We start from the raw sequence: 20,577 nt of genomic DNA, 5'->3' as shown, positions 1-20,577 counted from the left end.
ATCAGCCTTCCGCCTCACGCGCCACTTCGCGCCAGCCGATATCGCGGCGGCAGAACAGGTCGGGCGCGGTGATGGCATCCACGGCGGCATAGGCGGCTTTCTGCGCCTCTGTCACGCTCGCTCCCGTCGCCGTGACGTTCAGCACGCGCCCGCCATTGATGGTCAGCGTGTCTCCATCCAGTGCCGTGCCCGCGTGGAAGACTTTCGCGCCCGTCGCTTCGGCCTTGTCGATGCCCTCGATGGTGCCGCCCTTCTTGGGCGTTTCGGGATAGTGCTGCGCGGCCAGCACCACCGTCAGCGCGGTGTCCTTGCTAAAGACCGGCGGCTTGGCAGAGGCCAGCTCGCCCGTGGCGCAGGCCAGCAGCAGCTCGGCAAGGTCCGATTGCAACCGGCGCATCATCACCTGTGTTTCGGGGTCGCCAAAGCGGGCGTTGTATTCGATCAGGCTGGGGCCGTTGGCGGTCAGCATCAGCCCGGCGAAGAGCACGCCGCAATAGGGCGTACCCTCGGCGGCCAGCGTGCTGACGGTGGGGGCGATGATGCGCTCCATCACCTCGGCTTCCAGTTCGGGCGTCAGCACGGGGGCGGGCGAGTAGGCGCCCATGCCGCCGGTGTTGGGGCCGGTATCGCCATCGCCCACGCGCTTGTGGTCCTGCGCGCTGGCGAAAGCCATGATGCTGGTACCATCGGTGAGGGCGAAGAAGCTCGCTTCCTCACCGGTCATGAACTCCTCGATCACCGCCTCGGCGCCTGCCGAGCCGAAGCGTCCGGCGAAGATGTCCTGCACGGCGGCGACGGCCTCATCCATCGTCATGGCGACGGTAACGCCCTTGCCGGCGGCCAGACCATCGGCCTTGATCACCACCGGGGCGCCGAAACGGTCAAGCGCGGCCATGGCGTCAGCCTCGCTGGAGACGCGCTCATAACCGGCGGTGGGGATGTTCGCGCGGGCGCACAGATCCTTGGTGAAGCCCTTGGAGCCTTCCAACTGGGCCGCTTCCTTGGAAGGCCCGAACACCGGCACGCCCGCCGCGCGCAGCGAATCGCCAAGCCCATCGACCAGCGGCGCCTCGGGGCCGACGACGACCAGGCCGATAGCCTGCAGATGGCAGAAGGCGACCACGGCGTCGTGATTCGTCACATCCAGCTTCACGCATTCGGCGTCTTGCGCGATGCCCGGATTTCCGGGCGCGGCGAAGAGCTTTCCACCGCTGCGCACCGCTTGGGATTGCGCCAGCTGCCACGCCAGCGCATGTTCGCGCCCGCCCGAGCCCAGGAGAAGGATGTTCATGCCCGCTTACCCGCCTTATGCCGATGATGATGGTCCTGGCGGGCTGGTAGCGAAGCAGACGCCCGGCGACAACGCAGAGCCGCTCTCCATCACCGAGATTTCTGCGCTTTTGAAGCGAACGGTGGAAGATCGCTTCGGTTTTGTGCGGGTGCGGGGCGAATTGTCGGGCGTGAAGCGCGCGGCATCGGGCCATCTGTATCTGGCGCTGAAGGATGAGGGCGCGCGGCTCGATGGCGTGATGTGGAAGGGCAGCGTGGCGCGTCTGGGCTTTCTGCCCGAGGATGGCGTCGAGGTGATCGCCACCGGTAAGCTGACGACCTATCCGGGCCGCTCGAACTATCAGATCGTGATCGAGCGCATGGAGATCGCGGGTGAGGGCGCCCTGCTGGCCCTGCTGGCGAAGACCAAGGCGCGTCTTGAGGCGGAAGGGCTGTTCGCCAGCGAGCGCAAGCGCGCTCTGCCGTTCCTGCCCCGCGTGATCGGCGTGGTGACCTCGCCCACCGGCGCGGTGATCCGCGATATTCTGCACCGTCTGGCGGACCGTTTTCCCAGCCATGTCATCCTCTGGCCGGTGCTGGTGCAAGGGCAGGGGGCGGCGCAGCAGGTGGCTGCGGCGGTGCGCGGCTTTGGCGCTCTGGAGCCCGGCGGTCCGGTGCCGCGCCCCGATGTGCTGATCGTCGGGCGCGGCGGGGGCAGCATCGAGGACCTCTGGTGCTTCAACGAGGAAGAGGTGGTGCGCGCCATCGCCGAGAGCCCGATCCCCGTGATCAGCGCCGTCGGCCATGAAACCGACACGACTCTGGCCGATTTCGCTGCCGACCGCCGCGCGCCGACCCCCACCGCTGCCGCCGAAATGGCGGTGCCGGTGCGTGAGGACCTGCTGGCCACGGTGGGCGAATTTGCCTTGCGTCAGCGGCGCGCCGTGACGCGGGGGCTGGATCTGTCGCGCGAAAGACTTTTGGTGCGGGCGCAGCGCCTGCCCTCGGCGCGCACGCTGCTGGAAGAGCCGACTCAGGCGCTGGACGAGGCTGGGGAAAGGCTGCGTCGTGGCCTGGCTGGCCGGGCTCAGGTGGCCGGGGTCCAGTTGCAGAGCGTCGCCGGGCGACTGTCGCTGCCGCTGCTGGCCGCGCGGCTGGAGCGGGCACGCGAAAGGCTGGCGGCGCAAAGGCTGAACCCCGCGCTGCTTTCGGCGCGGCTGCGTGAGGATGGGCGGCGGCTCGATGGCGTCACGCGGGTGATGGCCAGCCTCAACCCTGATGCGGTGCTGGCGCGCGGCTATGTGCGGGTGACGGGCGAGGATGGCCGCACCCTGGTGGGCAGTTCCCAAGCCTCAGCTGAGGCGCGGCTGACTCTGCATTTCCGTGATGGGTTGCTGGACGTTACACCCTTGGATTCAGAGGCGGTTCAGCACAAGGCGCCGCTCCGCAAGGCACAGGCGCGGCGCCCGGATTCAGCGGCAAAACCGGTTCAGGACGACCTGTTCGGTTGACGCGCCCGACCGCATTGGAGCGCGGCGGCAAAGGTGGTAGGAGTGTGACATGTTGATGAATTCTGCCGAACGCGCCGCCGTGCTGCGTTACGAACCCAGTGGATTCCGCATGGTCAGCCCTGGCAGCCATGTGGTTTGTGCCGTCACGGGCGAGAAAATCCCCCTCGACTCTCTGCGCTATTGGAGCGTGGAGTGGCAGGAGGCCTATGCCACCCCGGAAATCGCCACGAAACGCATGCTTGGACTGTGATTTCGCGCCGTCTGGCGTTGGGCGGGCTGGGCGCGGCGCTGATCACGGCGCGCGCCGGGGCGACCAACCCGGTCGCCGCGCCTGAGGTTGCCGGAGCCCTGATTCAGGGCGGCTGGGCCCGCGGCAAGGTGGTGGGCCGCCCGAGCCTGTCGCTGGACGGGCAGGCGCTGACCTATGATGCCGATGGCAGCTTTTTCCTCGCTTTCGATCGTGACGCTGGCCCTCAGGCGGTGCTGGTCGCCGATTATGGCCATGGGTCGCTGAGCCGGACTCTGGCCATTGCGCCGCGCGGTTGGCCGATCGAGCACATCGACGCGCCCTTCCATCCGCCAGCCATGCCCGATGCTGATTTCATGCGGATTCGGAGCGACGAACTGGCGCGGATCGCGGCGGCGCGCGCCCAGCAGACCGGCGCGCAAGGCTGGCGACAGAGCTTCATCTGGCCCGCGCATGGGCGGGTTTCGGGGCGTTTTGGCGCGCAGCGGATCTATCGCGGCACGCCTGGGGCCTATCACAGCGGTCTGGACATCGCGCCCGGTGCCGGGGCGACCTATGTCGCGCCCGCTGACGGGGTGGTGGTGCTGGCGGCGCAGACGCCCTTCACGCTGGAGGGCAATCTGTTGATGCTGGACCATGGCATGGGACTGAATTCGGCTTTTCTGCATGCCCAGCGCCTGCTGGTGCGCGAGGGCGACAGGGTGTCTCAAGGGCAGCCACTGGGGCTGGTGGGGATGACCGGACGGGCCTCCGGGCCGCATCTGCACTGGAGTTTGCGGTGGCACGAGGCGCGGCTTGATCCGCTGCTGATTGTGCCGCCCGCTGGGTGAGTTCTGGTTAATCCTCAGAAATCCTGGGTCTTTTCTGTCAATTCGTCGAACGGGCTTTTTGCGAATTTTCGACGGATTTCGTTATCCACGTGTTTGCTCGTAAGGCAGCGGGTTTTTCGCCTTCTTGCAGATTTTTGTATTATTATTACAAAAATACCAGGCAAAATTCCCGGACAATACCATAATGTGACTCTTGCCTTCCGGTAAAATACCGGATCGCCCTTTGCGCCAAATTCATGGCTCCTGTGTTTTCTGGGTGTCGTTGTGACAGTTTCGCAACATTGTGACTGTTTTTTGCTTACAACCATGTCAGCATCTTTTCGCGCCACACCGGCTTTGCCATGAATGCACATCGTTTTCACGCGGCTCCGGCCGCTTCGACTCCCAGGAAAGGGGGCGAGGCGAGGGCAACCGGAACCATAAGATCGTGAGAACCACAAAGTGAATGGCAGGGGCGCCATTCACTGGAACAGGGGTGAAACATGAAAGTAGCATTTAGCAATGCGCTGCTGATGAGCGCTGCGCCGCTGGTTCTGGGCGCTTGCCTGGCTTCCGGCACGGCTTTCGCACAAACTGCGGGCAAGCCGGACGAACCCAAGGCCGAAGAAAGCCAGACCATCGTGGTGACCGGCTCGCTGATCAAGCAGCGTACCGCCACCGAAACCATCTCGCCGATCACCACCGTCACCGCCGAGCAGCTCGATGCCCGCGGCATCAGCACGGTTCAGGAAGGCCTGCAGACGCTGGCCGCCAACAACGGCCCGGCGCTGACCAACAGCTTCACCGCCAATGGCGCTTTCGCCGCTGGTGCCTCGGCCATCTCGCTGCGCGGTCTCTCCACCAACTCGACCCTGGTGCTGTTCGACGGCCTGCGCGCTGCCTATTATCCACTGGCCGACGACGGTTCGCGCAACTTCGTCGACCTCAACACCATTCCCGATGACATCATCGAGAAGGTCGACGTTCTGAAGGACGGCGCCTCCTCGGCTTACGGTGCCGACGCCATCGCCGGCGTGGTCAACATCAAGACCAAGCGCCAGTTCAAGGGCGTGTCGCTGCGCGCCGAAGGCGGCATCTCGAGCCGCGCCGACGCCGGTTCGCAGCGTCTGAGCCTGACCGTGGGCAAGGGCGACATCGAGGAAAACGGCTACAACGCCTATTTCAGCACCTTCTACTTCCACCAGAATGCGCTGTATAACCGCGATCGGCCCTATCCGTTCAACACGCAGAACTATGCTGGCCTGGGTAACAACACCAATGCCGTGTATGGTGGCGTCAACGCGGACGGGACCTACACGCAGGGCACGCCGACGAACTCGATCTTCTACGTTCGTCCCTATGATGCGACGAACTCCACCGCGCAGGCAAGCCGCTTCACCGCGCTGAATGCCGCGCAGTGCCGTGGCAGCAGCTATACGCTGAACGCAGCGGATCTGGCTCGCAGCGCCAATGCCAATGCGCCGAGCTCGGTCTGCGCGACCGATTACACGGCGGCCTATGGCGTGATCCAGCCCGAGATCAAGCGTTTCGGTGGTTCGGCCAAGGTGACGGCCAAGGTCAACGACACGATCGAGGCCTATGCGGAATTCAACTTCCTGCAGACCACGACCGATTACACCGGATCGCCTGCCGTGATGCGCAGCACCGCGCCCGCTGGCATTTACTATCCGCAGTTCGCCACCTCGACCTCGGGCGGTATCTACGTGCCGGGCTCGGGCATTCTGGCGCTGCCGGTCTATGTCTGCAACCGCAACGGCGTTGCGGCGACCATGGTCAACGGCGTTCCCACCGTGCCGGGCTGCAATGCCAGCAACGGTACGCTGAACCCCAACAACCCCTTCGCCGCGCAGGGTTATGTCGCCCGTATCCAGGGCCGCGACATCAGCAGCACGACCTACAACGAAACGCGTAACCGCACCTATCGCGGCGCCTTCGGCGTGTCGGGCCAGATCACCGACACCATCACCTTCGACGTGGGTGGCACCGCCATGCATGACGATCTGCGTCGTACGCAGAAGGGTTATGTCTACATCCAGCATCTGCTGGATGCTGTCGCGGATGGTTCGTACAACTTCATCAATCCCTCGGCCAATTCGCAGGCTGTGAACGATTATGTGAAGCCCGACGCCATTACCAACGCCACCTCGGACCAGGTGCAGATCCAGGCCAACCTGGGCTTCAAGGTTGCCGATCTGCCCGGCGGTCCGCTGCAGGTCGCCATCGGCGGTTCGGAACGTTACGAAGCGGTTGACGCCCCCAGCGGCAACAGCGACATCAACGGCCCGACCCAGCGCTACTTCACCCTGAACGCCTTCGGCACCAAGGGTCATCGCTGGATTGGCTCGGCCTATGGCGAAGTCTCGGTGCCGGTGATCAAGGAACTCGAGCTGACGGCAGCGGGTCGTTATGACAGCTATTCCAGCGGTCAGAACGCCTTCTCGCCCAAGGCCGGCTTCAAGTTCAAGCCTGTCAAGCAGCTGATGATCCGCGGCACCTGGTCGAAGGGCTTCCGTATCCCGTCCTTCGGTGAGGCCAACTCACTGCCGACCACGGGCTATGTGGGCAACACCCAGGGCGTGTTCAACGACAAGTACCTGGCGCAGTACGGCTGTTCGGTGGCGACTTTCTCCACCTGCCCGAGCTATCTGACGGCGGGCAGCTATGGTTACACCCAGCTTGCTACCCCGACCCTGAAGTCGGAAAAGTCGCGCAGCTTCACGCTGGGCGCGGTGTTCGAGCCGGTGCGCAACCTGTCCTTCACCGTCGACTTCTACGACATCAAGAAGGACCAGCTGATCACGGCGCCTCTGGCCGCTCCGGCTCTGACGGCTTACTATGCCGGTGGGGCGATCCCCGCGGGCTACACCGTGACGGCTGACGCTCCCGATCCGAACTTCCCCAATGCGACACCCAAGGTTGCGCTGGTGCTGGCCAATCTGATCAACGCCAACAGCCAGACGGTGCGCGGCATGGACTTCGAGGCGGAGTTCCGTCACAAGTTCAGCAGCAATGTGACCTGGACCAGCTCGGCTGAGCTGGACTGGATCATGCTGCTCGAAACCAAGTTCGACGACGGCCATGTCGAGCGTTACGACGGCACGCTGGGTAACTACAACCTGACCGCCGGTTCGGGCACGCCCAGCGTGAAGGCCACCTGGATGAACACGCTGGAAATCGGCAAGTTCAAGATCACCGACACGCTGAACTACATCAGCGGCTACAACCTGTCGGCGATGGATCAGGGCGGCACCTACAAGGATTGCAGCCTGAAGCCCACCTATTGGGGGCCTTGCAACGTGAAGGGCTTCATCACCACGGACGTGAACGTGCAGGTGAAGGTCAACGACCAGTTTACCGTTTACGGCACGATCAACAACCTGCTCGACAAGATGCCTTCGATCGATCCGGTGACCTACGGCGCGCATGGCTACAACGCTGTGCAGGGCGGTACGGCCATTCTGGGCCGCTATTTCAAGGTTGGCGCGAAGGTGAACTTCTAAGGTTCGCTCTCAGCGTTGAAAGAATGGGGGGTGGCCTGAAAGGGTCGCCCCTTTTTCTTTTGGGGTTTGAAGGGATTGCAGCAGGGGGGCGCCCGCCCCCCCTGCACCCCCGTTACGTCTCCCGAGGATAGGGCAGTGGTTCCGCATCGAAGTGCGCCACCTCTCCACCTGCGCAAGGCCAAGGTGCGATTCATCGATCATACTGAATGTCAGCGTATTAAAGCCTGCTGCGGGGCGACATTGCTCCAAGGCTGAACCCGATGCGCAACGTAGACATGAACGGGAGCGCGAGGGGATAATCCCCTCGCTTGTCTGCTTGTTCTTCCGGAAGCCAGACACGCAAAAAGGCGCGGCAGGATCGAACCTGCCGCGCCTTTTGTGCCGGTGCTGAAACCTGCGTCAGGCCGCTTAGGCGGCGGCGACGGCAGCCTTCTTCACTTCGCGCTTCACCTTGAGGGCGTTGCGGCTCAGCTTGCAGTCGGCCGTCTTGAGCAGCCAGTTGTCGAGGCCGCCGACGTGCTCGACCGAGCGCAGGCCGTGCGTCGAAACGCGGAACTTGAAGCCACGATCCAGGGCTTCCGACAGCAGCGTGACGTTCTGCAGGTTGGGCAGGAAGACGCGCTTGGTCTTGTTGTTGGCGTGGCTGACATTGTGGCCAACCTGACGGCCCTTGCCAGTCAGTTCGCAAATACGGGACATGATTCTCGCCTTCGAATTTCGTTACCGTTGCCGGATGAATGGGCGCGCATAGCGATTCTTCCCGGCTTGGTCAAGGTTATGCACAGGCGAAGAATCGATTCGGTCCTCACGCCGCTGGTGCGCGCTCTTGCCATGATGGTGGCGCCCGCGCTAGCCCCCTTGGCATGACTCAATGGCCGCTTCCCGAACCCATGGCGCTGGCGCTGGAACAAGCTCGCCTGGGCGCGCAGGCCGGGGAAGTGCCCATCGGCGCCGTGGTGATGCGCGAGGGCAAGGTGATCGCTGCCGCCCACAACCGCCCCCGCGCCCTGTGCGATCCCACCGCCCATGCCGAGGTGCTGGCCATCCGTGCGGCTGCTCAGGTGCTGGGGCAGGAGCGGCTGGAGGGCTGCGACCTGTGGGTCTCGCTCGAGCCCTGCCCGATGTGCGCGGGGGCCATCGCCCATGCGCGAATCGCCCGGCTCTATTACGCGGCCAGCGATCCCAAGGGCGGCGCGGTGGAGCATGGGGCACGGGTTTTCGACCATCCGCAGTGTCTGCACCGGCCCGAGGTTTACAGCGGGCTGGGAGGGGATATGGCGGCAGAGATGTTGCGAGAGTTTTTTAAAGAACGAAGGGGGTGAATGCGAGGGGGTTACCCCCTCGCGCTCCCGGAACGTCTTCCGACGATAGGGTGGTGGCACCGCATCGTGGCGCCAAAACTATCCACCTGCGCACCCTATGGCGCCGCAAACTGTGCGCAAGGCCGAACCCAAGGCGCCAAGGCTGACAATAAAGGGAGCGCGAGGACGATGGCCCTCGCATCTTCTCTTTCCTTCAATCAGGCCAGAACGAAATCCAGCCCGATATCCGCCGCCGGGGCGCTTTGAGTCAGCCGCCCGACCGACACATAATCCACCCCGCTCGCCGCAATCGCCCCGATGGTGGAGAGGTTCACCCCCCCGCTTGCCTCGCAGGGTACGCGGCCAGCCACCAGCGCCACGGCCTCGCGCAGCATATCGGGCCCCATATTGTCGAGCAGCAGGTGAGTTGCCCCCGCAGCCAGCGCAGGCGCGATCTGGTCGAGGCGGTCCACCTCGCAGATGATGGTGGCCACGCCCGCCGCCCGGGCGCGCGATACCGCCTCGGCCACGCCGCCTGCCACGGCGACATGGTTGTCCTTGATCATCGCCGCATCCCACAGGCCCATGCGGTGGTTCTGCGCGCCGCCCATGCGGGTGGCATATTTCTCCAGATGGCGCAGGCCGGGGATGGTCTTGCGGGTGTCGAGCAGGCGCGCCTTGGTCACGCCCATGGCGTCCACATACTGGCGCGTCAGCGTAGCAATGCCCGAAAGGTGCTGCACCGTGTTCAGCGCCGAGCGCTCCGCCGTCAGCAGAGCGCGCGCCTTGCCGGTGATGCGTAGCAGATGCGTGCCCGGTGCGACCTGATCGCCATCCTGCACCAGAGTCTCGATGGCGATCTCCGGGTCGAGGTGGCGGAAGAAGGCCACCGCAATCGGCAGGCCCGCCACGGTGATCGCATCGCGGCTGTCCATCACGCCGGTGAAGCGCGCATCCGCGGGGATGACGCTCTCGCTCGTCACATCATGGCCGCCACCGGGGAGGCCTTCGCCGAGATCCTCGGCAAGGGTTTGCGTGACGAAAGTGTCGAGGTCGAAGGCGGGGAGGGTGAATTGGGTCATAAGGTCTGAGGTATAGGGGAGTGGGAAGAAGGGGGAAGGAGAAAAAGCGAGGGGGTTACCCCCTCGCGCTCCCATAACGTCTCCCGACGCGCGGGCAGTGGTCCCGCAACGCGGCGCTCAACCTCTCCACCTGCGCAAAGCATAGCGCCGCAGGCAGTGTTTTAATGTCATGGAGTGGTGCCTGCGTTTTAAAGCCTGCGGCGCGGCGGCGTTGCTCCAAGGCTGAACCCGATGCGCAACGTAGACATTCATGGGAGCGCGAGGGTGTAACACCCTCGCACCTTCCCTTTCATTCCTTAATGAACAAACCGAGCGACCACATCGCGATAGGACCGCGACACCTTCACATCGGCGCCCGATTCCAACACCAGGAAGCATTCGCCATTGGTATGCGGCTTCACCTGGCGTACCAGGTTCAGATTCACGATCCACGAGCGATGCACGCGCTGGAACACGCGCGGGTCCAGTCGGCGCTCCAGATCCTTCATCGTCTCGCGCAGGATCAGCGAATTGTCGGCGGTATAGATACACATGTAATCGCCGGCGGCTTCGATGCGCTCGATGGTGTCGACATCGACGCGGAAGATCTGGCCGCGATCCTTGATGTTGATGAGCTTCTCGAAACGGCCCGCATTGGGGTCGCTTGGTTCCTCATCCATGGCATCCATGGCGTCGGGTGCGACTTCGGCGAGCACGCTTTTCAGCTTCTCGGCCTCTTCCACCAGCTTCTTGTCCGACAGGCGCTGGCGCACGCGGTCCAGCGTGTCGGCCAGCTTGTCTTCATCGACCGGCTTCATCAGATAGGACACGGCGTTGGCCTCGAAGGCGCGCACGGCGTGTTCCTGATAGGCGGTGCAGAAGACGAAGAGCGGGGGTTCGATCTCCATCACGCCCTTGACCACGGAGAAGCCGTCGAAGCCGGGCATCTGGATGTCCAGAAACACCAGATCGGGCTTCTCGGTCTTGATCTTGCGGATGGCTTCGCGCCCGTTGGCGCAGGTATCGATGATTTCGATGTCGGGGAATTTCTGGAGCCGCAGTTGCAGGCCCTGGATGGCCAGTTTCTCATCGTCGACGAGGATGGTGCGGATGGTCATTGGGGCGTTTGCCTTCTCGCGTCAGTCAGGTTGCAGTGGCGGTGGCGGGGATATCCGCGTCGCGCCGCTCAAAGGGTATTTCGATGGTGACGGCAAAGCCGCCCTCAGAAGGTTCATAAGTCTCGAAACGATGGGCAGGTCCATAGGCCTGCGCCAGACGATCGCGAATATTTGCCAGCCCGACTCCGGTCGAAACCGTCTGCCCCCCGTCGAAACTGACGGCATTCAATCTGTGGTCGCCATCCTGGTTCTGCAAGCCGGGACCGGTATCGGAGACGGTGATGCGAAGGTTTTGCCCGACCAGTTGAGCGGCGATGGTGATTTCCGCGCCGCTCTCCTGAGTCGAAACGGCATATTTGATCGCGTTTTCAACAAGCGGCTGCAGCAGCAGCGAGGGCAGCAGGCCTGCCTCGACCGGCTCGTCGATGCGGAATGTGGTGCGCAGCCGCTCCTCGAATCGCATCCGTTCGATGTCGAGGTAGAGTTTGAGCGTCTCGACCTCCTTGGCCACCGTCACCCGCCCCTCGGGTTCGTTGACCAGCGTGTAGCGCAGGAAGGAGGACAGCCGTGTCAGCATGGCATTGGCGGGCTCGGTCTGGCCCAGCAGCACCAGCGTGGAGATCGAGTTCAGCGTGTTGAACAGGAAATGCGGGTTGAGCTGATAGCGCAGCATGGCCAGTTGCGCGCTGGTGGCCTGGTTCTCCAGCCGCAGCAGCGCATCGTTCTGCTCTTCCACCCGCAGGAAGAAGTTGATTGCGTAATACAGCGCCGACCACGCCCCCAGCAGCGCCGCATCATAGAAGAACACCTGCACGAAGAGCTGAGGAAAGCCCGATGTGCTGTCGGGCCGCGACAGATCGACCACCCAGGCGTCCATGAAGGCATAGAGGCACACCGCCAAAGGCAGCACCACCGCCGTCACGCCCCAGGTCAGCAGCGCCCTTTGACCCATCAACTGGCGATAGATGACCGCCAGCAGCAGGCTGATCGAAAAACCGTTGATGATCGCCACCACCACCAGCGCCAGCGACGACAAGGGCTGGCTTGCGGCCAGCAGCGACATGGTGCGCAGCACCATCGCGCCGAGCCAGCCCAGCAGTTGCAGCCGCCAGAAAGCGCGATTCTTGTTGGCGAAGAAGGGAGTGGGTTGGAAGGGAAGCACGGCCATGGCGGGGCTTTAACCCAAAAGCGCCATGGCTGCGATGGTTTTCCCGGTCCCCCGCGCCATCATCCCTTGGGCGTCTCCAGACCCTTTTTCAGCGCATCCTTGCCCACCGCGCCCAGCAGCAGATGGCCATTGGCGAGGAAAGTGGGGGTGGAGTTGATGCCCAACTGCTTGGTCAGTTCCAGATTGGTGGCGATCTCGGTCTTCACCGGCTCGCTTTCGGCGTCCTGTTTGGCGCGGGCCATATCAAGCCCGGCGGCCTTGGCGGCGGCCTGAATGCCGGTCTCATCGGGGCGTTCCTGCGCATACATCGCATGGTGGAAGGCGGGGAACTTGCCCTGTTTCGCGGCGGCCAGACCCATGGCTGCGGCCACCCGGCTGCCGGGCGAGAGGATCGGCAACTGCCGGATCACCACCTTCAGATCGGGATCGGCGGCGGTCAGGGCGATGATGTCGGCCTCGCTCTTGCGGCAGTAACCGCAGGCATAGTCCATGAACTCGACCAGCACCTTGTGGCCATTGGGGTTGCCCAGCACCGAGCCGGGGAAGGGCGCCTCGACCAGTTGGCGGACCTGACCGATCTGCGCCTCCGCCTCGCGCTGGCGCAGCACGTCCATGGCTTCGGGCAGGATTTCGGGATGGGCCATGATGTAGTCATGGATGGCTTTGTCACCGGTACCATGGCCGATGGGCAGCAGGCCCGAGACGATCAGCGCCGCCCCCGCCACGCCGCCCAGCAACCCCGCGCCAAAACCCGCAAGCAAACCGCGCAGGCGGGAGGGGGCGGCATGGGTGATGGCAGGGGGGGCGGGCTGGTTCACAATCTCGTTCATGCGCTGGCGCTTACTTGCGTTTCTTGCTCTTGGCCATGGCGGAGCGGGCCTCCATCGCAATGTCCTGAGCGCGCAGCCAGTCGGGCGTGCCCTGCTTCAGCCCCAGGGCAGCGGCTTCGGCATTGCGCAGCGCGCCGCCGACATTGCCGTTCAGCTCCTGCTGTTCAGCGCTGGCCAGTTCGGCATGGGGCGTGTCGCCCTGCGCGGCATAGACCATGCCCAGCACATACCAGGCGAAGGGATTCTCGCGGTCGCGCGACAGGGCGGCCTTCAGCACGCGCTCGGCCTCGGCCATATGCGGGTGCTTGGGGTCGCCCTCATCCTCGGCCAGCAGGGCATGGCCGAAGGTGGTGGCGATCAGCGGCTGATTGTTGGTCAATTGCGTGGCGCGGCGCAGCGGATCGATGGCATCGGTGGGCTTGCCCGCTTCCAGCAGGATCTGGCCCTTCAGCTCCAGGAAATAGGGATCGTCCGGCGCGTCTTTCAGCAAGGCGTCGGTCTCGCCCATCGCCTTGTCGAGGAAACCCTGCTTGTGCCAAGCATAGGCGCGGGCATAGCGCGCGGGCACGCCGGTCATATATTCGGGAAAGGCCTTGAGCGTGTCGGCAGGCTCGGCCAGATAGCCGTAAAGCTTGGCCTTCACGCGCTTGAAGCGTTCCTCCAGCACCGGATCGCTGGGCTTGTTCCAGGCCGGGTCCTTTTCATAGGTGTCCTGCAGGAACTGGATACGGTCGTCGGTCAGCGGGTGGGTCGACCAGAAGGCGGCCTCATCCCCGCGCGTGATGCCATAGCGGTTTTCCATCACCAGCAGCTTGTGGAAGAACTCCACCGAGCCGCGCCCGGACAGACCCGCACCTGAAAGGAACCGCGCGCCGGCGGCGTCCGCCGCCTCTTCCTCGCCGCGCGTGTAGGAGAGATAGGTGCCCATGGCGGCCTGCTGCCCGGCCATGAAGATGCCCATCGCCGCCTCGCCGCCGCCCGCCGCCGCAGCGGCTCCGGCCAGCAGCAGCGACAGGATCGAGATGTTGCTGGCCTGCTTCATGCCGCGCGTGTCGATGGCATGGCCGCCCACGACGTGGCCGAGTTCATGCGCCACCACGCCCTGCACCTCCAGCGCGGAATCGGCGGCGTTGATCAGGCCCGAATTGACATAGACCGCCTGACCGCCCGCGACGAAGGCGTTGATCTCCGGGTCGTTGACCAGAACGACATCGACATTGCGCGGGTCCAGCCCGGTCTGCTGCACCAGCGGTTGGGCCATGTCGCGAAACAGGGCTTCGGTTTCGGCGTCGCGCAGCACCGATTGCGCGCTGGCTGGCACCGCGACCAGCGCCAAGCAAAGCGTCAGCGCGCTGGCGAGAGAGTGCCGGATTCGGCGTCGTTTGGGCGAGAAGGGGGCAAGGTCACGCATGATTCAGCCAGCAGGCTAGCATGCCTGCCGCTGAACCATGCATGAAGAATGACGCGCCTAGTTTTTAACGCTGTCCTGCTCAAGAAGCGGCCGCAGCAGGCGCGACAGCGAGGCAGGCGGCGGGGTCAGCGTGCCCAGCGGTTCGATGCGGCCCTCGCGGCGGCGCACCAGCACCAGCGAGGCATCCTCCTCGATCACCAGATCGTCCCAGTCGCGCGCCTGCATGCGATCGAGCGCTTCGGCCTCGGGCAGCGGGGCGCGGCGGGGGGCGGCGCTGTTGCTGCGACGATGCGCGCGCTCGGCGGCGATCACCGCTTTCAGCCCGCCCGGCGTCGCGGTGAGGTAGGAGGGCAGCGCCCCCTTGCCCAGACCCAGACGGCGGGCATGCGCCAGCACCGAGGCATATTCGGTCAGCCGCGTCTTGTCATGCGCCGCGCCGAACACCAGCTTGACCACCGGCAGATCGGGCACGCGCGGCTGGGGCGCCAGCCCCTCGGCGGCGAGCAGCGCGGCGAGGCGTTCGGGCGCCTCGGCCCCGGCCAGCGCCAGATCATGCGCCGCGCCGATGGCGGCATAGAGCGCATGGTGATCGCGCGCGGGCGACAGGCGGGCGCCATCGACCAACTGCCGTGCAATCTGCAGCAAGCCGTCGAGGGAGCGCCCCGGAGCCCCCGGCGTCGAGGGCCAGAAGGACGGATCGGCGGGCTGGGCAAAGCCTTCCTCGCCCTGCGGCCACAGCGGATGGCGCGTGGGAGCGGGCTGAGCGACGGGATCGCGCCCGCCGGGCCCATCGGCCCAGCCCTGACGGCGCCATGGCTGGTCGGCCAGCTCTGCCGTCTCCAGCCGCGAGCGCGCACCGGGCGGCGGCACCGGGCGGGCCAGCGTGCCGGGCGCGGGGACGGAGGCCAGAGCGTTGCGCATCTCGTCCATCAGCTTCTCGCTGGACTTGGCGTCGAGCCGCTCCTTCCAGTTGATGACCCCCAGAATCTGGCTGATCTGGGCGCAATGGCTGGAATCCGGATCGTCGGAAAAGGGCAGCAGAATGCCGCGATAGAGCATGGTGGTGCCCGCGGGCGTGTCGAACTCCGCCTCGAAACCGATCGGCGCGCGGTTGGCGAAGATCTGCGCATAATGCTCGATAAAGCGCGAGAGCAGCGTGCCGCCCGGCACGGCCTTCAACGCGCGCGGTGCGGTGTCGATCCCTGCCTGATCGGCGAGCCTCTTGCCGATATGCGACAGATTGGGCGCCCCATCCGGGCCGGTGAACTCGATCAGCACCGCGCTGGGCGCGAAATCGGGCAGGGCATCCAGCTTCAACTGGCTGATCGAGGGAAACTCGCGCGAGCCCAGCAGGCTGGCCCAGTGATTATACGCATGGACCTGCATGCGCCGCTCATCGCGACCCGGCGTGACGGGCAGGATATCGCCCCCGACTTCATCCTCGTCGTAAGCGGAGGCGTGGCGGCTTTCGGCATAGGGGCTGCGCATCGTGTCCATGGGATGGCTCTCGCAATCGGGGAGGCGGCGGGGACTGCCGGTGATTCTGCGAGGATGATGGCGCAACTAAGTAAAAGGCCGGTTAAGTTGCGCCAGGGCTTCCCTGTGGATAATTGCGGGGGTAACCCGGTGGACGACCTTCAGCCTCAAAGCTTCCCAGCCCCTTGTCGGTGCCGCAAAGCCGGTCCCACACACGAAAATAAAGGCCGTAGTTGCAGCGATAGAGCTCATGATGCCGCTGATGATGCGTGGCCGTAATCAGCCAGCCGCCCAGCGGTCCCTCCACGAGTCGGCGTGGGAACACCTCCCACCCCATATGGTTGGTGACGCCCATCACCGTCATGATCGTCAGCACCAGCGCCAGCACGCCGACATGGATCGGCACGATGAACACCAGCGCCGGGATGATGACCGCGCCGGTCAGCGCCTCGATCGGGTGGAAGCTCATCGCCGCCCAGGCGGTCGGCGGTCGGCTGGCGTGGTGCACGCCATGGGCGAGGCGAAAGATGCGCGGGCGGTGCATCCAGCGATGCGTCCAGTAGAACCATGTATCATGCGCCAGCAGCACAATCACCAGCGACACCGGCATCCACCACAGAGGCATGGCATGCGGATCGCGATAGATCCGCGTCCACCCATGCACCTGCCAGCCCCAGGCAATGATGCCCGCAGGCAGGCCGAAAATCGCGCAGGAGAGCAGCGACCAGCCGATCTCGGCGCGAATCTGGCGGTTGAGCGGTTGGTAAAGGCCGGGCTTCTTCAGCGCCGTCGCCAGAGCAAAACCGCCGCTGGAGAGCAGATAGCGCAGGGCCACGATGGCGCTCATCACCAGCGCCGACAGGATTGCGGCTGTGAGCGTGGGCTGGGAGGTCAGCGAGGCCATGGGCGGGACTATAGGGCTTTGCGGCGGGATGGCCAGTTGCCGTGGCGCGCTGGCTGTGCTTGGCGGGGGCGATGAGCGATGATGTGCCTTCTCCCTGCGTGAATCTGTGCCGGATCGAGCGGGTCGGCGGGCTGTGCGCGGGGTGTTGGCGCAGTCTGGACGAGATCGCCGGGTGGGCGACGATGACTGGGGCGGAAAAGCTGGAAGTTTGGGGGAGGATTCGGGAAAGAAGGAAGTAGAAAGATGCGAGGGGGTTACCCCCTCGCGCTCCCATGACGTCTTCCGACGATGGGGCAGGGATGCCCGATCCTTGCGCCAAAGCTCTCCACCTGCTGGCGCCGCAGGCAGTCATCCTTTAAACGATGGGCTGTGCTGGAAAACCTAAAGCCTGCGGCGCGGCAAACCCAGCGTAACGTCGAACCCGATGCGCAACGTAGACAGTAAAGGGAGCGCGAGGGCGATGGCCCTCGCATCTATCTTCTAAAACCCTTCCCCACCCCACATTCCGATCCCAGGATCAGCCGCCACGGTCTGCCGCCGCAAGGAAGCGCGGGCCAGCCTCTCCACCTCGACCTTGCGGCGCGCGGCGGGAAGCGCATGCAGCGGCGCGGGGCGCAGCACTTCGGCGTCATAGCTGTCGGCCACGATCAGCCCGCAGCGTCCGGGCAGGAAGGCTTCGGTGTCCATGCAGGTGCGATCGAGATGGCTGGCCAGCCCCCAGTAGAATCGGTCGCAATGGTCGAGATAGTCGGTCCATTTGGCATCGCCCATCAGGTCGGCGCGGGCGACCTTGATCTCGACGATGATGACATGGCCCTTGGCGTCGATGCCCATCAGATCGGCGCGGCGACCGCCCCGCAGCGGCATTTCGGGCAGGCACCAGATGTCGTTGCGGGCGAACATGCGGGCGATGCCGCGCAGCGTGGCGGCGGCGTCAAGCTTCAGGGCGGTGTCGGACGACTCGGGCAGATCCATGCTCGCAAGGATACGAACAGATCGAGAACTTTCAAGGGGCGCGTCAGACCAGCGGGGCCAGCGCGGCCAGTCCATCCTTCGCGCGCAGGAACTCCTGCCACAGCGCCATGGCGGCTGGCGTGGTGACGCCCCCGCGCTGATGCACATTGAGCAGGGCGGTGAGGCCGGGCTCCATCACGGCGAGGAGGTCATCGATGGCCTGATCGACCAACGCCTGCCGTTTGCCGCTGGCCAGCGACAGGGCGAGGGGCGGGGCCACGGCCAGTTCGATCTCGCTCTGGCGGGAGAGGCCTGCCAGTTGGGCGATGATCCGCGCCGCGCCGGCCAGCGCTACCCAGCGCTGGGTGAGCGCGCCGGTCTCGACCGGAGCGCTGAAGGCGGCGTGAAAATCGGGCGGCATGGCATTCATGGTGGCGCAGCCTAGGCGGTCATGCCTTTCCAAATTGCTAACCATATCTTCGCGGGATCGCCCGGAGCAGGCACAAAAACGCGCCCGGACCATGAGGGGCGGGCGCGTCGGAGGTGTCGGGCCAATCGAAAAAGGGTGGTGGCCCGGATGGAGTGGCAGGCCCGATTCCTCGGGCCCGCCATGCCGTGTTCTCGATCAGAAGCGGATCTGACCGAAGATGCCGACTTCGTCGTAGGTGCCGTTGCAGGGCGCCGCCACCGTGGTGCCGCAGCCGATGCCGGTGGTGTAGGTGGGGCCATAGGAGCCGTTGTTGGTGGCGAAATTGCCGTTGTTGACGGTGTCGCGCTTGTAGACCAGCGCGATGTCGACGATCTTGATGGGCTCATACTGGATGCCCACGTTGAAGTAGTTCTGGCGCAGGGCAGGGTTGGTCCAGACGTTGGGCTGCACCCACTGATGCTCGCCGAACACCGACCACTTCTTGGCAAGGTTGACGCTGCCGAAAGCGGTGTAGCCCTTGGCCGAATCCTCGCCCGCGACGTTCACATTGTTCCAGTCCTTGGCGTAGAAATATTCGCCGCCCAGCGTGAACAGGTCGTTCTTGAAGCCGGCCATGGCGTTGAGGCGCTTGGCGGTGTGATAGATCGGCGTGCCTTCGATGGCGAGGCCGCGCTTGCCGACATAGCCGCCGATGGCTGCGAAGAAGCCGTTGTAATTGGTGCCGATACGGCCTTCGAAATCGACGTCCTTGCTGACCTTGACGTTGCGGTAGCCCGCGCCGTTCACAGCCGAGACCTGATAGTCGAAGTGCTTGCCCAGGTTACCCAGCACATGGACACCCCAGTCGGCCGAGGTGCCGAAGGGACCGTCGATGATGGTGTTCTCGATGTGGCGGTAGCCGTAGATGTTTTCATCATAGGGCACCCAGGGCATGTCGGCCGCACCGGCGCGGATGATCAGGGCCGGGTCGAGCTTGGCTTCCAGATAGGCCTTCTTGATGTAGAGGCCGCGACCCACCGGCGAGCCGAAGGTCGTCGGGTTGGCGTAGTTGTAGTTCGAGGTCGAACCCACGACGTTGCTGATGTCGGTCGTCACGTTGAACGCGAAGATGTCGTTAAACTTGTGATCGATGCCGATGTACAGACGCTTGATGTCGAAGCCGGTGCCGGTGCCGGTGGTCTTCTGACCGCTGGCCGACTGGTTCACATTGCTGAAGTTGAAGTACATGCGGCCCGAGATCTTGGTCTGGCCGGCCCAGCTCATCGCGGAGACGTTCTTCTCGGTCTTGGCTTCGGCGGTCTCGGTCTTGGCGGCGAGGGCCAGGGCCTGATCGGCCTTGGTGCTGGCGACCTGGGTCTGCTCCTGCTGGGCGGCGACCTGGGTCTGGGCCTGGGCGACCTGAGCCTGCTGGGTCACCTGGGCCTGCTGCTGGGTGGTCACGGCGTCATGCAGGGCGGCGACTTCGGCCTTCAGCGCGGCGATTTCGCTGCGCAGCTCGGCGCTGCTGTCGTGGGCGACGGCGCGATGCTTGACGGGGTGGTGCTTGGCTGTGGCGGCCTGGGCGGTAGGCACAACCAGACCGCCGGCAGCGACCGCTGCCAACAACAATACTTTCCGACTCATGAAATGTCCCCTGATGAGGTCTTGTGATCTGAACGCCCTCGGGGATTAAAAATATGCTATGACAGTTTCGAGACACTGACATAGTTTTTTGATAAAGTTTTTATTACATTGAAAATCAATATTTTCCTGCGGCAAAATAGCAACAAGGGCAGGAGGCGATGATGCCTTCTGCCCTTGTCTTTGTCACAATTGGCGGATCGAAGAATCGGTCCGCACGAATAGGGATCACACCGTGCCAGCGGTCGCCCTTGCGCCCATCGAGATGCCGGTGAGGCTGTAATAGGTGATCTCGGCAATGTTGGTGGCGTGGTCGCCCACGCGCTCCAGATTCTTGGCCACGAAAAGCAGATGCGCGCCATGGGCGATGCGCTCGACCTGATCGGCGCCGGTTTCGGTGATGTCCTGCAGGATCGCGCGCGACAGGGCGCTATAGGCCTCGTCCACCACGCCGTCGCGTTCGATCACATCGCGGGCCAGATCGGCGTCGCGCTCAATATAGGCGCGGATCGCATCCTCGACCATCACCGAAACCATGTCGGCGATGGTGGGAATGTCGCCTTCGGAGGGCGCCACCGGCGCCTCGGCCAGGGCGACGGTGCGCTTGGCGATGTTCTTGGCGTAGTCGCCCACGCGCTCCAGATCGCCGACGATCTTGATGGTCGAGAACAGCTCGCGCAGATCGTCGGCCTGGGGCGAACGGCGCGAGATGGTGTTGATCGCATCCAGCTCGACCGCCGACTGCAGGGCATCGAGCTGCCCGTCATTGGCGGCGATCTCGGCGGCGGATTCGATGTCGCGGCGCACCAGGGCTTCCACGGCATCGCTGATCTGGCGGGCGGCCAGATCGCCGCTGGTGCGGATCAGGTTGCGGATGCGCGAAATGTCGCTGTCGAAGGCGCGCAGCGTGTGCGGAGGCAGAATCTCTTCGCTCATGGTGCTGGTTC

General features: G+C 64.5%; 18 protein-coding genes. 5 read left to right on the top strand and 13 right to left on the bottom strand.

What is annotated here, in order from left to right; translation table 11 throughout:
• Position 1 precedes the first annotated feature (1 nt).
• On the bottom strand, positions 2–1,291 hold the full coding sequence (gene purD / locus ABDW49_RS00305) for a phosphoribosylamine--glycine ligase (RefSeq protein WP_343608816.1): 1,290 nt from the start codon (positions 1,289–1,291) through the stop codon (positions 2–4).
• Here purD and xseA point away from each other — a divergent pair.
• From xseA to ABDW49_RS00285, 4 genes are all read left to right on the top strand, one after another.
• The gene (gene xseA / locus ABDW49_RS00300; RefSeq protein WP_343608814.1) at positions 1,290–2,780 is read left to right on the top strand and encodes an exodeoxyribonuclease VII large subunit; all 1,491 of its coding nucleotides are present in this window, start codon (positions 1,290–1,292) and stop codon (positions 2,778–2,780) included. The genes purD and xseA overlap by 2 nt on opposite strands.
• 49 nt (positions 2,781–2,829) lie before the next feature.
• Positions 2,830–3,030 (top strand): DUF2093 domain-containing protein, encoded by a 201-nt coding sequence (locus ABDW49_RS00295; RefSeq protein WP_343608812.1) that lies wholly within the window; start codon positions 2,830–2,832, stop codon positions 3,028–3,030.
• Positions 3,027–3,857: a M23 family metallopeptidase gene (locus tag ABDW49_RS00290; RefSeq protein ID WP_343608811.1), complete on the top strand. Its 831-nt coding sequence runs from the start codon at positions 3,027–3,029 to the stop codon at positions 3,855–3,857. Before ABDW49_RS00295 ends, ABDW49_RS00290 begins: the two co-directional genes overlap by 4 nt.
• A 482-nt stretch (positions 3,858–4,339) precedes the next feature.
• Positions 4,340–7,357 carry a TonB-dependent receptor gene (locus ABDW49_RS00285; protein WP_343608809.1) on the top strand — a complete coding sequence of 1,006 codons (3,018 nt, stop codon included), beginning with the start codon at positions 4,340–4,342 and terminating at the stop codon, positions 7,355–7,357.
• Between the two features lie 408 nt (positions 7,358–7,765).
• Here ABDW49_RS00285 and rpmB read toward each other — a convergent pair whose 3' ends face one another.
• Positions 7,766–8,056: a 50S ribosomal protein L28 gene (gene rpmB / locus ABDW49_RS00280; RefSeq protein WP_343608807.1), complete on the bottom strand. Its 291-nt coding sequence runs from the start codon at positions 8,054–8,056 to the stop codon at positions 7,766–7,768.
• A gap of 164 nt (positions 8,057–8,220) precedes the next feature.
• Between rpmB and ABDW49_RS00275 the strand changes: the two genes are divergently transcribed.
• A complete protein-coding gene (locus tag ABDW49_RS00275) occupies positions 8,221–8,679 on the top strand; it encodes a nucleoside deaminase (protein WP_343608806.1) in 459 nt (152 codons plus the stop codon).
• 197 nt (positions 8,680–8,876) lie between these two features.
• On the opposite strand, the gene nadC is transcribed toward ABDW49_RS00275, so the two are convergent.
• The 11 genes from nadC to phoU all read right to left on the bottom strand — a co-directional run bounded on the left by nadC (position 8,877) and on the right by phoU (position 20,566).
• Positions 8,877–9,740 (bottom strand): carboxylating nicotinate-nucleotide diphosphorylase, encoded by an 864-nt coding sequence (gene nadC / locus ABDW49_RS00270; protein ID WP_343608805.1) that lies wholly within the window; start codon positions 9,738–9,740, stop codon positions 8,877–8,879.
• A gap of 296 nt (positions 9,741–10,036) precedes the next feature.
• On the bottom strand, positions 10,037–10,837 hold the full coding sequence (locus tag ABDW49_RS00265) for a LytTR family DNA-binding domain-containing protein (protein WP_343608804.1): 801 nt from the start codon (positions 10,835–10,837) through the stop codon (positions 10,037–10,039).
• Positions 10,838–10,862: 25 nt separating this feature from the next.
• A complete protein-coding gene (locus ABDW49_RS00260; RefSeq protein WP_343608803.1) occupies positions 10,863–12,005 on the bottom strand; it encodes a histidine kinase in 1,143 nt (380 codons plus the stop codon).
• A gap of 59 nt (positions 12,006–12,064) precedes the next feature.
• Entirely contained in the window at positions 12,065–12,835 is a 771-nt protein-coding gene (locus ABDW49_RS00255) for a DsbA family protein (RefSeq protein ID WP_343608801.1), read from the bottom strand.
• Positions 12,836–12,845: 10 nt separating this feature from the next.
• Positions 12,846–14,246 carry a M48 family metalloprotease gene (locus ABDW49_RS00250; RefSeq protein WP_343608799.1) on the bottom strand — a complete coding sequence of 467 codons (1,401 nt, stop codon included), beginning with the start codon at positions 14,244–14,246 and terminating at the stop codon, positions 12,846–12,848.
• A 57-nt stretch (positions 14,247–14,303) separates the two neighbouring features.
• The gene (locus tag ABDW49_RS00245; RefSeq protein ID WP_343608797.1) at positions 14,304–15,743 is read right to left on the bottom strand and encodes a hypothetical protein; all 1,440 of its coding nucleotides are present in this window, start codon (positions 15,741–15,743) and stop codon (positions 14,304–14,306) included.
• 82 nt (positions 15,744–15,825) lie between these two features.
• Positions 15,826–16,626, bottom strand: a complete 801-nt coding sequence (locus tag ABDW49_RS00240; protein ID WP_343608795.1) for a sterol desaturase family protein — start codon at positions 16,624–16,626, stop codon at positions 15,826–15,828.
• Between the two features lie 480 nt (positions 16,627–17,106).
• On the bottom strand, positions 17,107–17,601 hold the full coding sequence (locus ABDW49_RS00235) for an MmcB family DNA repair protein (RefSeq protein WP_343608793.1): 495 nt from the start codon (positions 17,599–17,601) through the stop codon (positions 17,107–17,109).
• A 43-nt stretch (positions 17,602–17,644) separates the two neighbouring features.
• Entirely contained in the window at positions 17,645–18,010 is a 366-nt protein-coding gene (locus ABDW49_RS00230; RefSeq protein WP_343608791.1) for a hypothetical protein, read from the bottom strand.
• 195 nt (positions 18,011–18,205) lie between these two features.
• Entirely contained in the window at positions 18,206–19,633 is a 1,428-nt protein-coding gene (locus ABDW49_RS00225) for a hypothetical protein (RefSeq protein WP_343608789.1), read from the bottom strand.
• Positions 19,634–19,858: 225 nt separating this feature from the next.
• Positions 19,859–20,566, bottom strand: coding sequence for a phosphate signaling complex protein PhoU (gene phoU, locus ABDW49_RS00220; protein ID WP_343608787.1), 708 nt, complete (start codon positions 20,564–20,566; stop codon positions 19,859–19,861).
• Positions 20,567–20,577: the final 11 nt, after the last annotated feature.

The organism is Novosphingobium sp. (genome assembly GCF_039595395.1).
Taxonomy (GTDB): domain Bacteria; phylum Pseudomonadota; class Alphaproteobacteria; order Sphingomonadales; family Sphingomonadaceae; genus Novosphingobium.
The sequence above is the reverse complement of the archived record's forward strand: the minus strand, read 5'-3'. Positions and strand labels throughout refer to the sequence as shown.